Genomic DNA, 17756 nt, shown 5'->3' with positions numbered 1-17756 from the left:
TGGGCAGCATGTCGACAGGGAAATCGATGGAGGCGGCGCTCAGCGAGTTGCGAAGGGCGATGACGGGGCTGGAGAGCGCCGTGGATGCCCGCATCGACCGCGAGCGCGAGCATGGCGACGCCGACAACGAGGTGCGCCGCGTTCACGCCGACCGTGCCCGTCTGGCGCAGGAACTGGACCAGGCCGAGTTCAGGGCCAACCGTCTCGAGGAGGTGAACCGGGAGGTCTCCCGGCGTCTGGTGACGGCGATGGAAACGATCAGGGCGGTTCTTGACCGGTAATCTTCAGCGGGCGGGCGAACAATGGCACAGGTAACGGTATCCATCGACGGCAAGGCCTATCGCATGGCCTGCGAGGAAGGCCAGGAAGAGCATCTCGTCGATCTCGCCCAGCGCTTCGACCGCTATGTCGGGCATCTCAAGAGCCAGTTCGGCGAAATCGGCGATCTGCGCCTGACCGTCATGGCCGGCATCATGGTGATGGACGAGATGACCGAACTGTCGCGCCAGGTCGCGGCGCTCCAGACGGAAGTGGAGGGGCTGCGCCAGAGCCGCGACGGTGCAGCCGCCAGCCTGGAAACGCGCAATCTGGAAGTGACGGCCGTCATCGAGGAGATGACCGCGCGGATGACCGCGCTGGCCGCCAAGCTTTCGGCCCGCCCGCCCTCGACGCCGGTGAATTGATCCGGCAGCCTCTGGCGCAACGGCCCGATTGAGACTATATGTTTCATGCGGTCTGCGCTTCCCGGCAGGATACCACAATCCCTGGGGCCATACTCGATCCAAAGGGAGCTGTCCCTGACCGGACCCGTGGGTCCGGACATATGGCGCCCACCTACGTTTGTAGGCACCCAGGATCGTAAACATCCACCGGTTGTCGTGGATCGCGCTTTCCTTCCCCACACACCGCATTGACCCGGTTGAATCGGAGGCAGGTTGCGCCTGCGCGGCAGGTGGAACGCTTTCTTTACCCCGCGCAGAACTTGTTATTCCAACCTTGATTTCGATCAATGCGGGCATTCCTGCATGGGCGGAGATTTGCGTTGTGTTAATTTCAACGAGGGAAACGGGACGGAATGACGGATCAGGACAACGTCACCGCAGTCGAGGGTTTCAGGACGGACGACAGCGTTCCGGCGCCGGAGCCCGTAGCGGCTGCCGAACCGGAGATCGGAACGGCCGTTCACGTCGCGCCCTTGCCGACGCCGCCGGTGGAGCATCATTTCGATATCCGCAGCCTGCGCAAGGACCCGGACGCCATCCGGCAGACCTTCGAGACGGGGGAATATCCCTATCGAAACCGCATGCCGAACAAGACCTACATGGAGCAGATGTCGGCGCTTCAGGTCGAGCTTCTGAAGGCCCAGAACTGGGTGAAGGAAACGGGGCAGAAGATCGTCGTGATCTTCGAGGGACGCGATGCCGCCGGCAAGGGCGGCACGATCAAGCGCTTCATGGAGCACCTCAATCCTCGCGGTGCGCGGGTCGTGGCGCTGGAAAAGCCCTCCGACCGGGAAAGGACGCAATGGTATTTCCAGCGTTATCTCGAACACCTGCCGGCGGGCGGCGAGATCGTGTTCTTCGACCGCTCCTGGTACAACCGTGCCGGCGTCGAGCGCGTCATGGGCTTCTGCTCGCCGAACGATTACCTGGAATTCATGCGCGAATGCCCGGAACTGGAAAAGATGATGGTGCGCTCCGGCATCCGTCTTTTCAAATACTGGTTTTCCGTGACGCGCGACGAGCAGGCCCGCCGCTTCAGGCAGCGCGAGACCGATCCGCTGAAGCAGTGGAAGCTCTCGCCCATCGACAAGGCGTCGCTCGGCAAGTGGGACGATTACACCGAGGCGAAGGAGGCGATGTTTTTCTTCACCGATACCGCGGATGCGCCGTGGACCATCGTCAAGTCGGACGACAAGAAGCGCGCGCGGCTCAATTGCATGCGGCATTTCCTGACGTCTCTGCCCTATCGGCCGCCGGGCGTGCGCGCCGTGGACGATCCCGATCCGCTGATCGTCGGCGCGAGCGCCCATGTCATCGGGCGTGACGAGAGCATCCTCGGCAAGACGCTGCACCCGGAAAGCCGCCGCATCAACCGTTGACCGGCTTTCGCCGGGCCGTGGCCTGTATTATGGTTCCGGCCCGATTGCGAACGGGGAGAACGATGTCCGAAACCATATCCAAGGCGGTGCTGCGCGCGGAACGGCTGGCGGCGCGCGACGGGCTTTCGCCCCGGGAACGGGCATGCAGGAGCGCTGCCATCTGCCGCCACGGGATCGCCGGTCTGGACGTGCCGCCGGGCGCCGTCGTTTCCGGTTATTACCCGATCCGCTCCGAAGCGGACATCATGCCGCTGCTGGCGGCGCTGGCACAGAAGGGCGCCCGGCTCTGCCTGCCGGCGGTGCTCGACCGCGAGACGATCGCCTTCCGGCTTTACGATCCCGCCCGGCCGCTCACCGATACGGGATGGGGAACGATGGGCGCCCCCGCCGATGCGCCGCTGGCCGATCCCGATATCATCCTGATGCCGCTGTCGGCCTTCGACCGTTACGGCAACCGCATCGGTTACGGCGCCGGCCATTACGACCGGGCCATCGACCGGATGCGCGAGCGGGATCTCAGACCCCGCCTCGTCGGTGTCGCCTTCGCCTGTCAGGAGAGCGAGGCGGTGCCGGCGGATGCCCATGACGTGCCGATGGACGCCGTGCTGACGGAGGAGGGGTTCAGAACTCTTCCCAGTCCGAACTGACGGCCGCCGCCGGGCTCGCGCCGCTGCGGAATGCGCCGGTGAGCCGGTTCTGCATGGCCCGGGCTGGCGATGCCGCGGGACGCGTTTCAACCGGCGGCGCGACGCGGGCGGGCGCTTCGGCGCGGCCTTCCACCCTGAAGCCGGTCAGCAGGTCGGAGAGCGTTGCGGCGCTTTCGGCCAGCTTGTGGGTCACGGCCGTGGTTTCCTCCACCATCGCGGCGTTCTTCTGCGTGAACTGGTCCATCTGGTTGACGGCGGTATTGATTTCCTGAAGCCCGGTGGACTGTTCGCGCGCGGCGGTGGCGATGGCGGCGATCAGGTCGTTGATGCGGCTGACCTGCCCGGAAATGGAGCCGAGCGCCTCGCCCGTCTCGCGGACCAGCTTCACCCCGCCCGCCACTTCCTGCCCCGAGCGGGTGATGAGCGTCTTGATGTCCTTCGCGGCGTTGGCGGAACGCTGGGCAAGCTCGCGCACCTCCTGCGCCACGACGGCGAAGCCCTTGCCGGCATCGCCGGCCCGGGCGGCCTCGACGCCGGCGTTCAGTGCCAGAAGATTGGTCTGGAAGGCGATCTCGTCGATGACGTTGATGATGGTCGAAATCTCGCCGGCGGCCTGCTCGATGCGGTTCATCGCATCCACGGCGTTGGAAACCACCCGGGACGATTGCTCGGTGCTGGTCTGGGCCTGCGCGGCGACGCCGGAGGCTTCCTGCGCCCGTTCGGCGGAGGAGCGCACCGTTCCCGTCATTTCCTCGATGGCGGCGGAGGTCTCCTCCAGCGACGCGGCCTGCTGTTCGGTGCGGTTGGCCAGATCCGAGGCGGAGCCGCGCATCTCGGCGCTGCTTTCGGCGATGGCGGACGCCTCGTCGCGCAGGCGGGCAAACGCCTTGCTGAGGTTGAACACCGAATTGTTGAAATCGGACCGCAGGCGTTCCATCTCGGGCGTGAAGGGCCGCTCGATCCGGGTCGTGAGGTCGCCCTGGCTCAGGCGGTCCAGCGCTTCGGCGAGGTGGTCGATGCAGGCGGCGCGCGCGGCCGCGGCCTCCTCCTTTTCCCGCTCGTCGGCCACGCGCTCGGCCTCGTGGCGGCTGCGCTCGTCCGCGGAGCGGCGTTCCAGTTCCAGCTTGGCGAGCGCGTTCAGGCGGAAGACCTCGAGGGCGCGGGCCATAGCGCCGATTTCGTTGCGCAGGTCGCGATCGGGAATGTCGTCCCGGACCTGTCCGTCCGCCAGCCGGCCGGCGGCTGCCGTCAGCCTCGGAATCGGGCCGATGATGCTGCGCATGATGAAGACCATCAGGGCGATGGCGATGACCACGGCGATGCTGGCGGTCAGGCCGATGGCCCAGGCGAAGCGGCTGGCGATGCCGGCGATTTCGGCGGTGCGGACGCCGGCATAGACGACGCCGATCACCTGTCCGGCGGAGGTCGCGACGGGCTGGTAGATCGTGTAGTAGGGGACGTCGAGGATCGTCGCCTCACCGCGATAGGTCTCCCCCCGCTTGACGGCCGGAAAGACGGTGCCGTTCGGGTCGAGCGGCGTTCCCACGGCGCGGGCGCCGTCGGCCGTCTTCACATTGGTCGTGCGGCGTATGAACCCCTGGCTCTGCCCGTCGATGGTGAAGAGCGTCGCCGTCTGTCCGGTCATGCGGCCGATGGCGTCGATCATCGAATGGTCGGTGAATTCCGCCGGCAGCCGTTCGGCGGTGATGCGCTCGACATTGCCGTCCTCGCTCCAGGTGACTTTCAGGCCGGGAATGTCGCGCTCCATGATGGTGGCGGCGATGCGCAGGCTGGCGTTCTGGGAGTGGATGGCTTCGGAGGCGATCCGTTCGCGGATCAGCCCGGCGACCGTCCATGAGACGGCGCCGAGACAGAGGACGAGGATCGCCGCCATCGCGATGGTCGCGGTGCTGACGAGGCTGAAGCGGGACAGGAGTTTCATCGGGCATCCCCATATTATGATTGCCTTCACTATCGCCTCCTATTCTTAAGAGAAGCTTGTGACGCAGGCCTTGCGCGCGCACTTTGTCGCCACCCCGTGCCGTTTTGGCGCGGTGGAGGGGCTTCTTTCGGCAAAAAGCCCTGAATCGGCGGGATGCGGCATTGCATTTGCCCGCCGGGAAATGGCAGAAGTCCCGGCAGGGCCGTATGACATTCCGATGAATGGCGTGCCGATTGCAGAAGGCCCTTTCCTTGTTCGGTTGAAAGGGCGGGCATCATGAGGTTGCTGTTTCTGGGCGATATGGTGGGCAAGACCGGTCGCGTGGCAGTGTGGGAAAAATTGCCGGGGCTGGTGTCCGACCTGAAGCTCGACTTCGTGATCGTCAACGGCGAGAACGCCGCCGGCGGCTTCGGCATCACCGAGGACATCTTCCTGGAGACGATCAATGCCGGCGCCGACGTGGTGACGACCGGCAACCACGTCTGGGACCAGAAGGAAGCCGTGGCCTTCTCCACGCGCCACGACCAGTTCCTGCGTCCGGCCAATTATCCGGCCGGAACGCCGGGCAAGGGCTCCGGCCTCTTCTTCGCCCGCAACGGCGCGCGCATTCTGGTGGCCAACATCATGGGCCGCGTCTTCATGCATCCCGAACTCGACGATCCCTTCAAGTCCGCCGAGGCCATTCTCGCGGCCTGCCCGCTGAAGGAGGAAGCCGACGCCGTGGTCTTCGATTTCCATGCGGAGGCCACCAGCGAGAAGCAATGCTTTGCCCATTTCGTCGACGGCCGCGCCAGTTTCGTCGTCGGCACGCATACCCATGTGCCGACTGCCGATCACCAGATCCTCAACGGCGGCACCGCCTATATGTCGGATGCCGGCATGTGCGGCGATTACGACAGTTCGCTCGGCATGGACAAGGAAGAGCCGCTCAACCGCTTCATTTCCAAGATGCCGAAGGGGCGGTTCGAGGCGGCCCACGGCCCCGCGACCATCTGCGGCGTCGGGGTCGAGATTTCGGACAGGACGGGGCTCGCCGAAAAGATCGCCCCGCTGAGAATCGGACCGCGGCTGGCGGAGACCCTTCCGGCGTTCTGGCTCTGACGAAGGCGGCGCGATGACGCGATTGTGAGGCCGGGCGGAACTTAAACGCCTTTACGCCCGATGCCGCCTGCCGCATCCTTCCGGTGACAGACAGACAGGATGCGGGCCTTGCCAATGCTCAGGACGTTTGCCTTTGCCGCTGCGGCATTCATCGCCATCGCCCCCCAGGCCCTTGCCCAGCAGGCGCGCGCGGCGGTGAGCCAGTGCCAGGCGATTGCGCAGACGCTGCCCGGCGTCACCTTCGCGAGCTTCCGGCCGGAAGCGCCGATCCTGGCCGCCGGCACGGCCAAGGACGAGGTAGCGATCACTTTCATCGGCCATTCGACCTTCCTGATCGAGGGGCCGGACGGGGTGAGCGTGGCGACGGACTACAATGGCTGGCTGCCGATCTCGCCGGCGCCGACGGTCGCCACCATGAACAAGGCACACAGTTCGCACTACACGCTGACGCCGGACCCGGCGATCCGGCACGTCCTGCATGGCTGGGGCGACGAACCGGGCAGCAAGGCGGAGCATCATGTCGTCATCGGCGACACCTATATCCGCAACGTGACTACCGACATGCGAATCTTCCCGGGCTGGGGAGGGGATGCAGGGGCAGGTGGGATGGAGGCCGATCAGAACTCGATCTTCATCTACGAGATGGCCGGTCTTTGCATCGGTCATCTCGGCCACCTGCATCACGAACTGACCGATACGCACTATGCCGAAATCGGCCGTCTCGACGTGCTGATGGTGCCGGTCGACGGCGGGCTGACGATGGGGGCGGACAGCATGAGCCGGGTGGTCAAGCGGCTGCGCTCCTCGCTGATCCTGCCCATGCACCGCACCGGCAGCCCGCGCGACCGTTTCATCGAGATGTTCGACGGCCAGTTCGACGTGGCCTTCGCGCCGAGCGAGCGGATCACCGTATCGATGCGCAGCTTGCCGAAAAAGCCGTTGATCTACGTGCTGAAGGGCATGTAACCTTCCGGCGCGGTTCGGAGGGCGGCATGACGGATGAAGCGCGGATCGCTCTGGCGGTAGGACTGTTTTCCACGCCGTTTCTCCTGCTGGCGATCCTGAAATCGCTCGACAGGTTCGGGCCTTGGGAGTGGCCGGGCCGCTTCGTTCGCGCCGAACGCGGCAGCCGCCGGCACACGACCATGAAGTGGTCGAGCGTCGCCCCGGTTATCGTTGCCATGCCGGTTCTGCCGCCCGCCGTGCTGAAAGATCCGGATGTCCTGTTCTGGTCCGGCCTTGCGTTCAGCGTCGCCCTGGTGGCGGGCGTCCTCGCCCTCGACCATTACTCCCGCCGGATCGAGGGCCGCTTCTTCGGGAAAGGCAAAAACGCGCCGAAGTCTTGAACGCGCGCGCTTTCGCTCTTATAAGGCCGCCAATCCGAAAAATCTGACGTCAAGGGGTGTCATGGCTGGCCATTCACAGTTCAAGAACATCATGCATCGCAAGGGCAAGCAGGATTCCGTGCGATCCAAGATGTTTTCCAAGCTTGCGCGCGAAATCACCGTTGCGGCCAAGGTGGGCATGCCCGACCCGGCGATGAACCCGCGCCTGCGCCTGGCGATCCAGAACGCCAAGGCGCAGTCCATGCCGAAGGACAATATCGAGCGCGCCATCAAGAAGGCCGCCGGCAACGACGGCGAGAACTACGATGAAGTCCGCTACGAGGGCTACGGCCCCGGCGGCGTTGCCGTCATCGTGGAGGCGCTGACCGACAACCGCAACCGCACCGCCTCCAATGTCCGCTCCATCTTCACCAAGGCCGGCGGCGCGCTGGGCGAAACCGGCTCGGTGTCCTTCTCCTTCGACCGCGTCGGCGAAATCACCTACACACCCGCCGCTGGCGACGCCGACACGGTGATGGAGGCCGCCATCGAGGCCGGGGCCGAGGACGTCGAGACGGACGAGGACGGCCACACGATCATCTGCGGTTTCGAGGATATCGGCGAGGTGTCCAAGGCGCTCGAATCCGCCCTCGGCGAGGCCGAGACCGTCAAGGCGATCTGGAAGCCGCAGAACACCGTTCCGGTGGACGAGGAAAAGGCCCAGTCGCTGATGAAGCTGATCGAGAACCTCGAAGACGACGACGACGTGCAGAACGTCTATTCGAACTTCGAGGTGTCCGACGAGGTGATGGCCAGGCTTTCGGCCTGAGCGGACCATGCCGCGAGCCCGGCACGAAGGCCGGGCTTAGTGTATGGACAATCCGTCTTCTTCGTCACCCTCGGGCTCGAGCCCCAGGGGCCCACGCCGCAAGCGGCGCGGTGGATGGCCGGGTCAGGCCCGACCATGACGAAAGAGAGCGATGAGCCCTTTGTCAGCAATCCGATCCCGGCCTTCGTGCCGGGCTTTTCCGTCTTATCCGGCCTTCTTCATCAGGCGCGTCAGGCCGGCGAACAGATCGACGGAGTGCAGCCGCGCCTCGATGCTGTGGATCGGCATGGAGACGATCAGCTCGTCGGCGCCGGTTTCCTTCAGGAAATGGGTGAGCTGCGACTCGACGGTTTCGGGAGAGCCGACCGCTGCGTAGCGCAGCGTATGCTCGACATTGTAGCGCTCCAGATCGGTCCAGATGCCGTCCATGCTTCTGACGGGTTCGGGGAATTCGCCGCGGATATTGCGGCGCAGGTTGATGAACTGCTGCTTGGAACTGGTGAAGAGATAATCCGCTTCATCATCCGTATCGGCGGCGACGCCCATGACGCCGACCATCACATAGGGTTCGGCCAGCGCGGCCGAGGGCTGGAAGCGCTCGCGGTAGATGGCAATCGCATCCATCAGGTAGTCCGGCGCGAAATGCGAGGCGAAGGCGTAGGGCAGGCCGAGCGCGGCGGCGAGGTGAGCGCTGTAGAGGCTCGATCCGAGCAGCCAGAGCGGCACCTGGCTGCCCTTGCCGGGAACGGCGATGATGCGCTGCTCCTCCCCCGTTTCGCCGAGATATTGCATCAGCTCCACGATGTCGTGCGGGAAGTTTTCCGCGCCCGCGTCCAGATTGCGGCGCAGCGCGCGGGCGGTGCCCATGTCCGTGCCGGGCGCACGGCCGAGGCCGAGGTCGACGCGGCCGGGGAAGAGCGCGGCCAGCGTGCCGAACTGTTCGGCGATCACCAGCGGCGAATGGTTGGGCAGCATGATGCCGCCCGAACCGATGCGGATGCGCCGGGTGGCGTAGCCGGCATGGGCGATGACGAGCGCCGTCGCCGCGCTGGCTATGCCGGGCATGCCGTGATGCTCGGCCAGCCAGAAGCGGTTGAAACCCTGCTCCTCGGCGCGGATGGCCATGCGCTTGGTGTTCTCCAACGCCCTGCCGACGGTGTCGCCAACGCCGATGGGGGAGAGGTCGAGGATCGAAAAGGGTATCATGGGCGCGTGTCCGGAGGCGTTTGTCGTCGCCTCTCATGTAAGATTTATTTCCCGGCAACCAAGGTGCGCCGGGAAATAATAACCGGTCAATAATCCGTCAGCCTGCCCGGCGCAGATAGGCTTCGCCCGCGGTGCCGGCGCCGCTCAGGGTGAAGTGGCCGATGCGGCGGTCCATTTCCCCGGCTTCGCCGGCGAGGCGATGGATGGCCCGGGTGGTTTCCTCGACCATCGACGCATTCTCATGCGTCACCTGATCCAGCTCGCTGACCGAATGGCTGATCTCGCGGATCATGCTGGCTTCCTGATGGGTGGATTCCATGATAGCCGCGATTTCGGCATTGATCGTCTCGACATGCGAGCCGATCTCGTTCAGCGCCTGTCCGGCCTTCTCGACCAGCGCTACGCCGTTCTCGACGTCCTCGGTGGACTTCTGGAGAAGCACGGTGATCTCGCGGGCGGCATTCGACGAGCGCTGCGCCAGTTCGCGCACTTCCTGCGCCACGACCGCGAAACCCTTGCCCGCGTCACCGGCACGCGCGGCCTCGACACCGGCGTTGAGCGCGAGAAGATTGGTCTGGAAGGCGATTTCCTCGATCACATGGGTGATGCGGTTGATCTGCGAGGAAGACGACTGGATGGCCTCGATGGCGCTGATGGTCTGCGTCATGACCTGGCCGGACTGGCGGGCGCCGGTCTGGGCGGTGGCGGCGATCCGGGCCGCCTGTTCGGCCTTGGCCGTCTGCTCGGCCAGCGCCTTGTTGATGGCGTCGATGGCGCTGACGGTCTGGGTGATGGCGGTCGCCTGCCGGCTGGTGCGGTCGGCAAGGCGGTCGGCGCCTTCGCGCATCCGCTCGGAATCGTCGCGCACGGTGCAGGAGTTGCCGCCGATCGCGGCCATCGTCTCGTTCAGCCGGGCGATGGCGCGGTTGAAGTTGAGGCGCAGCCCTTCCGTTTCCTCGGGGAAGGGGCGTGTGATGGCATAGGACAGGTTGCCTTCCGCAAGCTGGCTCAGTCCCGCGTCGAGTTCGCTCACCACGGCTTGCAGGCTGCGGGCTTCCGCCTCCCGTTCGGCCAGACGTTCGCGGCGTTCGGCGGCAAGGCCGGCTTCCCGCTCGGCATTGGCGGCTTCCAGATGGCGCTGCTGGAGAAGGGCCTGGCGGAAGCTTTCCAGCGCGCGGGCCATCACGCCGGTCTCGTCCTTGCGGGTCTGGTCGGTGATTTCCAGGTCAAGATTGCCTTTGGCGACGTCGCCGGTGGCGCGGGCGAGACGGGCCAGCGGCGAAAGCAGCCGGTTCATGCTGAAAAGCGTTGCCGCGACGCTGATGGCGAGCACGACGAAGCCGGTGAGAAGCAGGACGCCGGCGATCTTTTGGGTGCCGGCCTCGATCTCGCTCGAGAGCAGGCTTTCCGAAACGGCGAAGCGCTGATCCCCGAAGCTGACGGAGCGAAGGAAGCTGCGCTCCGGTTCGCTGCCGCGCAGCGAGTCGACCGTCGTCATGTCGGTTTCGGGAGCAGCCAGCGCCGTGCGGAGGCTGTCGGCCGGGGCCTTGCCGAGCATGGCCAGGCGGTTCTGGCCGTCCTTGCCGAAGATGTCGCCATCGGCGCTGATCAGCGTCGAGAGAAGGCTGGTGTCGGCGGAATGGCCCTTTTCGAGGATCGACAGGACGACGTCGTTGCGGACGTGGAACAGCATGACCGTTCTCAGCGAACCGAGGCGCAGGACCGGCACGGCGAATACCAGTGAGGCCTCGCCGTCATCGCCTGCCGTCATCAGGCCGGAGAAGCTGGCGGAAGGTTCCTGCTCGTCGCTCATCGAACCGACTGCCGAGCGGGCCCGCTCGAAGGCGGCGCCCAGGCTGCCGTTCGCCCACTGGCCCCCGGCGACGTTTTCGGCGAATGCAGGTCCCTTGCGGTAGGAATAGAAGACGGTGCCGTCGGGTGCGGCGATCATCAGGTCGTCGAAGGGCGTGTTGTCGAGATAGCGTGCGACGTCCGCCTGAACCGTCTCGTGGGTGGAATAATAAAAGCCGCTGGGGCCTTCCGGCTTCAGCAGCCTCTCCTTTTCCGCAAACGGATTGCCGGTCACGAAGATCCGTTGCAGCTCGGCACGGGCGCCGCCGGCATTCTCCAGCGAGTTCCAGCCGCTGCGCAGGCCGGTGGATGCCGCCTGCAAGGCCTCGATGCGGGCGATCGAGCCCGCCTGCTGCGCCATGAGCCCGAGCTGCTCCTTGAGCATGTCGCCGCGAAACACCAGAACCTGGCTCATGCTGGCCGAAGCCTGATCCTGAAGGACGCCGCTGCTGCTGCGATAGGCGAGCAGGTTGAGTGCGGCTATGGAAATCAGGCTCAGGAACAGGAAGATCGTTGTGACCTTGAAGGCGAGTGAATGGCGGTTCATATCTCGACAGCTTTCGGTTTTGGCGCGGCGTGCGGCTCCGGATGGCCCCTCGCTCTCCGGTTGCTCACTTCCGTTCGATATTCGAATAGAAGACGTGTCTGCGCTTAACGGGCGGTAAATGTTGCAGAGCAAAAAAACAGGGATCGTTTTTGTTTTGTTCACATTTCGGTGGCACCCATTCCGGCTCGCAGCTAGGGTGAGACATGCAGGAAACGATTCGCATCATCGGGATTGATCCCGGGCTTCGCCGGACGGGATGGGGCGTCATCGATACGCTCGGCAACAGCCTGCGGTTCGTGGCTTCCGGAACCGTGACCTCGGACGGGGACATGGATTTGGCCTCGCGCCTCTGCCAGTTGCATGACGGGCTGGCGGACGTGGTTCACGGCTACCGGCCCGACGAGGCGGCGGTCGAGCAGACTTTCGTGAACAAGGACGCCGTGGCGACGCTGAAGCTCGGGCAGGCGCGCGGCATCGCCATGCTGGTTCCGGCCCGCGCCGGGCTTCCGGTTTCCGAATACGCGCCGAATGCGGTGAAGAAGGCGGTCATCGGGGTCGGTCATGGCGAGAAGCAGCAGATTCACATGATGCTGAAGATCCTCATGCCCAAGGCGGAATTCAAGGGAAACGACGCAGCCGACGCGCTGGCCATCGCCATCTGCCATGCCCACAACCGGGGCGGCAATCGCATGCGCATGGCGAAACTGGCGGTCTGAAGTCTTAAAGAGGCGGGAATGATCGGCAAGCTCAAGGGCACTATCGAGGAGATCGGCGAGGACCATGCGCTGATCGACGTGCATGGCGTCTGCTACGTCGCCTATTGCTCGTCGCGGACGCTTTCGAAGCTCGGCGGGGCCGGCGAGGCGGCGGTGCTGTTCATCGAGACCTATGTGCGTGAGGATCAGCTCAGGCTGTTCGGCTTCCTGTCGGCGCTGGAGCGGGAGTGGTTCAACCTGCTGCAAAGCGTGCAGGGCGTCGGCGCCAAGGTGGCGCTGGCCGTGCTTTCGACGCTGTCCCCGTCCGAGCTTGCCAATGCCATCGCGCTTCAGGACGGCAAGTCGATTTCGCGCGCCCCGGGCGTCGGCCCCAAGGTGGCGACCCGCATCGTCACCGAACTGAAAAACAAGGCGCCCGCCTTCGCCGGCGACGCCGCGATCCATATCGGCCTCAAGCAGGAACTGGGCGAAGGCGTCGCCTCCGCGCCGGTGGCGGATGCCGTTTCGGCGCTCGCCAATCTCGGCTATTCGCGCGATCAGGCGGCGAACGCGGTGGCGGCGGCGCTGAAGAATGCGGGCGAGGGAGCCGACAGCGCCCGCCTGATCCGTCTCGGCCTGAAGGAGCTTTCGCGCTAAAATGATCCGTTCGATGCTGGCAAGCTCCGGCAAAAGAGGTAGAACGTCGCCAATGTTGCGATTTCGATCCCGGTGCCGCCGGCACGGCGCCGGGACGTCCAGATGCGAGGGTTCATGAGCGAGGCAGACCGGCTTATCTCCCCGGAAAAACGCGGCGAGGACATCGATGCGGCGATGCGGCCGCAATCGCTCGACGAGTTCACCGGCCAGGCGGAGGCGCGCGCCAATCTCAAGGTCTTCATCGAGGCGGCCAAGGGCCGCGGCGAGGCGCTGGACCATGTGCTGTTCGTCGGCCCGCCCGGCCTCGGCAAGACGACGCTGGCGCAGATCATGGCCAAGGAACTCGGCGTCAACTTCCGCTCGACCTCCGGCCCGGTCATCGCCAAGGCGGGCGATCTTGCGGCACTCCTCACCAATCTCGAGGAGCGCGACGTGCTGTTCATCGACGAGATCCACCGGCTCAATCCGGCGGTCGAGGAAATCCTCTATCCGGCGATGGAGGATTACCAGCTCGACCTGATCATCGGCGAGGGACCGGCGGCGCGTTCGGTGAAGATCGATCTGGCGCGGTTCACGCTGGTTGCGGCCACCACGCGTCTCGGCCTGCTGACGACGCCGCTGCGCGACCGCTTCGGCATTCCCGTGCGCCTCAACTTCTACACGGTCGAGGAACTGGAAAGCATCGTGCGGCGTGGCGCACGGCTGATGGGACTGCCGGTGACGGAGGAAGGCGCGCGGGAAGTGGCCCGCCGGTCGCGCGGCACGCCGCGTATCGCCGGGCGTCTTCTGCGCCGGGTGCGCGATTTCGCGGAGGTGGCGAGGGCCGAGGCCGTGACCCGGCAGATCGCCGACGAGGCGCTGAACCGGCTGAATGTCGACAATATGGGCCTCGACCAGCTCGACCGGCGTTACCTGACGATGATCGCCATGAACTTCGGCGGCGGGCCGGTCGGTATCGAGACGATCGCGGCGGGGCTTTCCGAGCCGCGCGATGCCATCGAGGACATCATCGAGCCTTACATGATCCAGCAGGGCTTCATCCAGCGCACGCCGCGCGGCCGCATCCTGACCGCGAATGCCTGGAAACATCTGGGGCTGGCGGCCCCGAAGGATATCGAGGCAGCACAGTTCCGGCTCACTCTGGACGAGGACGAGTGATGCGCCGCGGTCCAGTGCTGCAAGGGGCCGGCGTCCGGCGGCTGCCCGGACCTGCCGCCGCGCCGCGTGCTGTTGCCGGAAATCGGGGTTGTCGAACCGGGATGGTGGGACCGTGGGCGAACGAAGGCTGATCCGCATCAAACAGAAGAAACGCGGCCGCATCTTCCAGATGCGCGTCGCCGGGCTTGCCTTCCGGGAGGGGCATCTGCTCGTGCATCGCGCGACGCATGAGGATTTCTGGACGATTCCCGGCGGACGGGCGGAAATCGGCGAGACCTCGAGCGAGACACTGGTGCGTGAAATGCAGGAGGAACTCGGCGTCAGCGCGGAGGTGAAGCGCCTGCTCTGGTCGGTCGAGAACTTCTTCCGTTACGAAGAGGCCGACTTTCACGAATACGGGCTCTACTACCTGATGGAGATACCGGAGAGCTTTCCGTTCCATCCGTCCGACATCGTGCATCGCGTCGCCGACGGCCGCAGCGAACTGGAGTTCAAATGGGTGCCGGCGACCGGCCAGGCGCTGACGGCGCTCGACATCCCGCCCTATTTCCTCGCGGAGGAGATCGAGACCCTGCCGGAAAGCCCGCGCCACCTCGTCTGGCGCGACGGCGATCTGGATGCGATTGGAGCAAGGCATGACTGAGCATCACGTTCCCCTGTCCGGCGCGTTCGACGCGGAAGGCCGGCATCGCCTCACGCAGCGCGTCTATTACGAGGACACGGATTTCTCCGGCCGGGTCTATCACGCCCGCTACCTGCATTTCCTCGAGCGCGGCCGCACCGATTACCTGCGCTGTCTCGGCGTGGAACAGGGGCAGCTCGCCGACGACGAGGCGGGACTGGTTTTCGTGGTCGGGCGCATGGAGATCGATTTCCGGTCTCCGGCCCTGATGGACGACGTCCTGACCGTCCTGACCGGAACCACGGAGGTGGCGGGTGCGCGCATGGTGATCGAGCAGGAAATCCGTGCCCGCGACAAGGTGGTGGTGTCGGCGCGGGTTCGGGTCGCGGCCATCAGCAAGGCCGGGCGACCCCGCCGCCTGCCGCCGGAACTGGCCGCGCGGCTTCTCGGGCGGTGAGCTTTTCGTTGCGTTGCAAAAACAACGCAGAACGTAACAATGTTTTAACCATAATAATGTCCTAATGCACGTGAGATGGAATGTGCGCCGGACGCCTTCCTTTGACCAAAATTAAAAGCAAGAAGGCGAGGACGGGCTTTACGCCGCAACCACGGCTTCTTGCAGTAAACAACGCTCTTTTGATCGCCCGGTCCTGCGCCGGGCGTTTGGATTCGGGGATATTTCGAATGGAACAGGTAGAACTGGCCGCCGCGGCAACGGATGTGAGCCTCTGGGCGTTGTTCATGCAGGCGGGCTTGATCGTCAAGCTCGTCATGCTCGGGCTCGTCGCCGCTTCCATCTGGACCTGGGCGCTGATCATCGACAAATCGCTGACCTTCAAGAAGGCGCAGCGCCAATACGATCATTTCGAGCAGGTATTCTGGTCCGGCCAGTCGCTCGAGGAATTGTACCGCACGCTGTCCGAACGGCAGAACACCGGTCTCGCGGCGATCTTCGTGGCGGCCATGCGGGAATGGAAGAAGAGCTTCGAGCGGGGCGCCCGCTCGCCCATCGGCCTCCAGATGCGCATCGACCGCGCGATGGACGTGACGATGGCGCGCGAGAGCGAGACGCTCGAAGCGAGGCTGTCCTCGCTCGCCACCATCGGTTCCGCCGGTCCGTTCATCGGCCTGTTCGGCACGGTTATCGGTATCATGACCTCGTTCCAGGCGATCGCCGGCTCGAAGTCGACCAACCTTGCGGTGGTCGCGCCCGGTATCGCGGAAGCGCTTCTGGCGACCGCCATCGGTCTCGTCGCGGCCATTCCGGCGGTTATCGCCTACAACAAGTTCGCCGGCGATGCCGGAAAGCTCAATGCGCGCATGGAAGGCTTTGCGGACGAGTTCTCGGCCATCCTGTCGCGCCAGATCGACGAGAAGCTCCAGCCGCGCCAGCAGGCAGCGGAATGACGAACGACGGCCAGCGGAGATCTGAATCATGGGCATGGCGGTAGGCGGAAACAATTCGGGCGGAGGCGGACGGCGCCGGCGCGGCGGCAGCCGCAAGGGCGTGATCAGCGAAATCAACGTGACGCCGCTGGTGGACGTCATGCTGGTGCTGCTCATCATCTTCATGGTGGCGGCGCCGATGATGACGGTCGGCGTTCCGATCGACCTGCCGGAAACCTCGGCCAGGGCGCTGAATTCCGAGACGCAGCCGATCACCATTTCCGTCAATGCATCGGGCGAGATCTACCTTCAGGAGACGGCCGTGGCTGCCGACGAGGTGACGGCCAAGCTCGAGGCCATAGCCACGACCGGATACAACGAACGCATTCTCGTGCGCGGGGATTCCGCCGCCGCCTACGGCGTGATCGCCGACGTGATGGCCCGCATCCAGCAGGCCGGCTTCAGGAATATCGGTCTCGTCACGCAACAGCGTCAGGATCAGTAAGGTTCGGGATGAGGAACAGTCTCGTCACATCGGCGGTCATGCACGGCGCGGCACTCGCTTTCGCGCTGGTGTCGATCGGCTCGCCCGAGCCGTTCGAGATGACGGACGTGGAGGCTTTGCCGGTCGATATCGTGCCGGTTTCGGAACTGACGCAGATCCAGCAGGGCGACAGGAACGCGCCGTTGGCCGACAGGGCCGCGCCGGTGCCGACGACCAATCCGCGCCAGGTCGAGAATGCCGAGAACCTCGGCGACAACAATGTCGACCTGAGGACGCCCCCGACGCCGCAGAACCGCCCGAGGGAACAGGAGGTCGCCGCAGCGCCGATGGCGAGCGAAAAACCTGCGCCCGTCCAGGACACGAAACCGACCGAATCGAATGAGATCGTGAAGGAGGACACGGCGCCGCCGGTGCCGGACGTCAGGCCCGAGCCGAAGCCGCAGACCCCGCCGCCGGAGCCGAAAGCGGAGGCGCCGCCACCGGAACCCGCACCCGAGCCTGCACCGCCGGAACCTGCCGCCGCGCCGCCGCCGGAACCGCAGCCGGCGCAATCGGAAACGGGCGAGATCGCCGTGCCGCAGAACGTGCCCGTGCCGAACGCGCGGCCGCGGCAGGAGCCGCCGAAGCCGACTCAGACGGCCGTCGCCCGTCCCACGGAGACGCGGCAGAGGGAGCAGGCGCCTGCGCCCAGCAACGCCCGGCCGGACAACCGCAGGCAGGAAGCGGCGAGATCGTCCTCGACCAGGCAGAACGACTTCAGCGCCGACGAGGTGGCCGCGCTTCTGAACAAGACCGACGCGCAGGGCGGCGGCGCCAGACGCTCCGCCGACGATCCGGCGTTGGGCGGCAGGCGGACCACCGGCGGCTCCACCTTGTCGCAGAGCGAACTGGATGCCCTTCGCAGCCAGATCCAGAGGAACTGGTCGGTCATTTCCGGCATCGAGGGTGCGGAAGGCGTGATCATCCGCGTCACCATGCGTCTCGACCAGTCGGGCGAGATCATCGGCCAGCCGGACGTGGAGGCTTCGGGCGGTTCCGAGAGCGCCCGCCGGACGTTGCAGTCGAGCGCGCTGCGCGCCGTGCGCCGCTCGGCGCCCTTCCGGGGCCTGCCAGCCGACAAATATGATGCCTGGAGTGAAGTCGTCGTGAACTTCGACCCGAGTGAATTGCTTTGAAAGGCTTGA

Annotated in this window: 20 protein-coding genes and 1 other RNA gene; 18 read left to right on the top strand and 3 right to left on the bottom strand. The window is 65.4% G+C overall.

The genetic code is table 11. From position 1 onward, the window contains the following. Positions 1–8 precede the first annotated feature (8 nt). The 5 genes from NOF55_RS06700 to NOF55_RS06680 all read left to right on the top strand — a co-directional run bounded on the left by NOF55_RS06700 (position 9) and on the right by NOF55_RS06680 (position 2748). Positions 9–281: a DUF4164 domain-containing protein gene (locus tag NOF55_RS06700; protein WP_306410569.1), complete on the top strand. Its 273-nt coding sequence runs from the start codon at positions 9–11 to the stop codon at positions 279–281. Between the two features lie 21 nt (positions 282–302). Further along, positions 303–683 (top strand): cell division protein ZapA, encoded by a 381-nt coding sequence (locus tag NOF55_RS06695; protein ID WP_306410568.1) that lies wholly within the window; start codon positions 303–305, stop codon positions 681–683. Positions 684–729: 46 nt separating this feature from the next. Next, a non-coding RNA gene (ssrS, locus tag NOF55_RS06690) (6S RNA) lies at positions 730–889 on the top strand. A 186-nt stretch (positions 890–1075) separates the two neighbouring features. Beyond that, positions 1076–2101, top strand: coding sequence for a polyphosphate kinase 2 (ppk2, locus tag NOF55_RS06685; protein ID WP_306410567.1), 1026 nt, complete (start codon positions 1076–1078; stop codon positions 2099–2101). 62 nt (positions 2102–2163) lie between these two features. Continuing rightward, positions 2164–2748: a 5-formyltetrahydrofolate cyclo-ligase gene (locus tag NOF55_RS06680; protein WP_306410566.1), complete on the top strand. Its 585-nt coding sequence runs from the start codon at positions 2164–2166 to the stop codon at positions 2746–2748. Here the strand turns inward: NOF55_RS06680 and NOF55_RS06675 are convergent. Continuing rightward, the gene (locus NOF55_RS06675; protein ID WP_306410565.1) at positions 2723–4690 is read right to left on the bottom strand and encodes a methyl-accepting chemotaxis protein; all 1968 of its coding nucleotides are present in this window, start codon (positions 4688–4690) and stop codon (positions 2723–2725) included. The two genes, NOF55_RS06680 and NOF55_RS06675, sit on opposite strands and share 26 nt — an antisense overlap. A gap of 58 nt (positions 4691–4748) precedes the next feature. On the opposite strand from NOF55_RS06675, the gene NOF55_RS06670 reads away from it, so the two are divergent. The 5 genes from NOF55_RS06670 to NOF55_RS06650 all read left to right on the top strand — a co-directional run bounded on the left by NOF55_RS06670 (position 4749) and on the right by NOF55_RS06650 (position 7945). Continuing rightward, positions 4749–4970: a hypothetical protein gene (locus tag NOF55_RS06670; RefSeq protein WP_306410564.1), complete on the top strand. Its 222-nt coding sequence runs from the start codon at positions 4749–4751 to the stop codon at positions 4968–4970. After that, complete coding sequence (locus NOF55_RS06665) at positions 4967–5791, top strand: TIGR00282 family metallophosphoesterase (RefSeq protein ID WP_306410563.1); 825 nt, start codon at positions 4967–4969, stop codon at positions 5789–5791. The genes NOF55_RS06670 and NOF55_RS06665 overlap by 4 nt, the downstream gene beginning before the upstream one ends. A gap of 114 nt (positions 5792–5905) precedes the next feature. Next, positions 5906–6757: an MBL fold metallo-hydrolase gene (locus tag NOF55_RS06660; protein ID WP_306410562.1), complete on the top strand. Its 852-nt coding sequence runs from the start codon at positions 5906–5908 to the stop codon at positions 6755–6757. A gap of 26 nt (positions 6758–6783) precedes the next feature. Next, complete coding sequence (locus tag NOF55_RS06655; RefSeq protein WP_306410561.1) at positions 6784–7137, top strand: hypothetical protein; 354 nt, start codon at positions 6784–6786, stop codon at positions 7135–7137. 61 nt (positions 7138–7198) lie between these two features. After that, entirely contained in the window at positions 7199–7945 is a 747-nt protein-coding gene (locus NOF55_RS06650; protein ID WP_306410560.1) for a YebC/PmpR family DNA-binding transcriptional regulator, read from the top strand. A 204-nt stretch (positions 7946–8149) separates the two neighbouring features. On the opposite strand, the gene NOF55_RS06645 is transcribed toward NOF55_RS06650, so the two are convergent. After that, complete coding sequence (locus tag NOF55_RS06645; RefSeq protein ID WP_306410558.1) at positions 8150–9151, bottom strand: LLM class flavin-dependent oxidoreductase; 1002 nt, start codon at positions 9149–9151, stop codon at positions 8150–8152. A gap of 97 nt (positions 9152–9248) precedes the next feature. After that, positions 9249–11549: a methyl-accepting chemotaxis protein gene (locus NOF55_RS06640; protein ID WP_306410557.1), complete on the bottom strand. Its 2301-nt coding sequence runs from the start codon at positions 11547–11549 to the stop codon at positions 9249–9251. 203 nt (positions 11550–11752) lie between these two features. On the opposite strand from NOF55_RS06640, the gene ruvC reads away from it, so the two are divergent. The 8 genes from ruvC to tolA all read left to right on the top strand — a co-directional run bounded on the left by ruvC (position 11753) and on the right by tolA (position 17747). Then, entirely contained in the window at positions 11753–12265 is a 513-nt protein-coding gene (gene ruvC / locus NOF55_RS06635; protein ID WP_306410556.1) for a crossover junction endodeoxyribonuclease RuvC, read from the top strand. 18 nt (positions 12266–12283) lie between these two features. Next, the gene (ruvA, locus tag NOF55_RS06630; RefSeq protein ID WP_306410555.1) at positions 12284–12901 is read left to right on the top strand and encodes a Holliday junction branch migration protein RuvA; all 618 of its coding nucleotides are present in this window, start codon (positions 12284–12286) and stop codon (positions 12899–12901) included. A 114-nt stretch (positions 12902–13015) separates the two neighbouring features. Further along, positions 13016–14059 carry a Holliday junction branch migration DNA helicase RuvB gene (gene ruvB / locus NOF55_RS06625; RefSeq protein ID WP_306410554.1) on the top strand — a complete coding sequence of 348 codons (1044 nt, stop codon included), beginning with the start codon at positions 13016–13018 and terminating at the stop codon, positions 14057–14059. Between the two features lie 169 nt (positions 14060–14228). Continuing rightward, the gene (locus NOF55_RS06620) at positions 14229–14702 is read left to right on the top strand and encodes an NUDIX hydrolase (protein ID WP_306410947.1); all 474 of its coding nucleotides are present in this window, start codon (positions 14229–14231) and stop codon (positions 14700–14702) included. Continuing rightward, complete coding sequence (gene ybgC, locus NOF55_RS06615) at positions 14695–15138, top strand: tol-pal system-associated acyl-CoA thioesterase (RefSeq protein ID WP_306410553.1); 444 nt, start codon at positions 14695–14697, stop codon at positions 15136–15138. The genes NOF55_RS06620 and ybgC overlap by 8 nt, the downstream gene beginning before the upstream one ends. A 227-nt stretch (positions 15139–15365) precedes the next feature. Next, entirely contained in the window at positions 15366–16088 is a 723-nt protein-coding gene (gene tolQ / locus NOF55_RS06610; protein WP_306410552.1) for a protein TolQ, read from the top strand. 28 nt (positions 16089–16116) lie between these two features. Further along, positions 16117–16572, top strand: a complete 456-nt coding sequence (tolR, locus tag NOF55_RS06605) for a protein TolR (protein WP_306410551.1) — start codon at positions 16117–16119, stop codon at positions 16570–16572. A gap of 8 nt (positions 16573–16580) precedes the next feature. Further along, positions 16581–17747, top strand: a complete 1167-nt coding sequence (gene tolA / locus NOF55_RS06600) for a cell envelope integrity protein TolA (RefSeq protein WP_306410550.1) — start codon at positions 16581–16583, stop codon at positions 17745–17747. Positions 17748–17756 lie beyond the last annotated feature (9 nt).

This window comes from Ectorhizobium quercum (assembly GCF_026552795.1).
GTDB classification, from domain to species: Bacteria; Pseudomonadota; Alphaproteobacteria; order Rhizobiales; family Rhizobiaceae; genus Ectorhizobium; species Ectorhizobium quercum.
The sequence above is the reverse complement of the archived record's forward strand: the minus strand, read 5'-3'. Positions and strand labels throughout refer to the sequence as shown.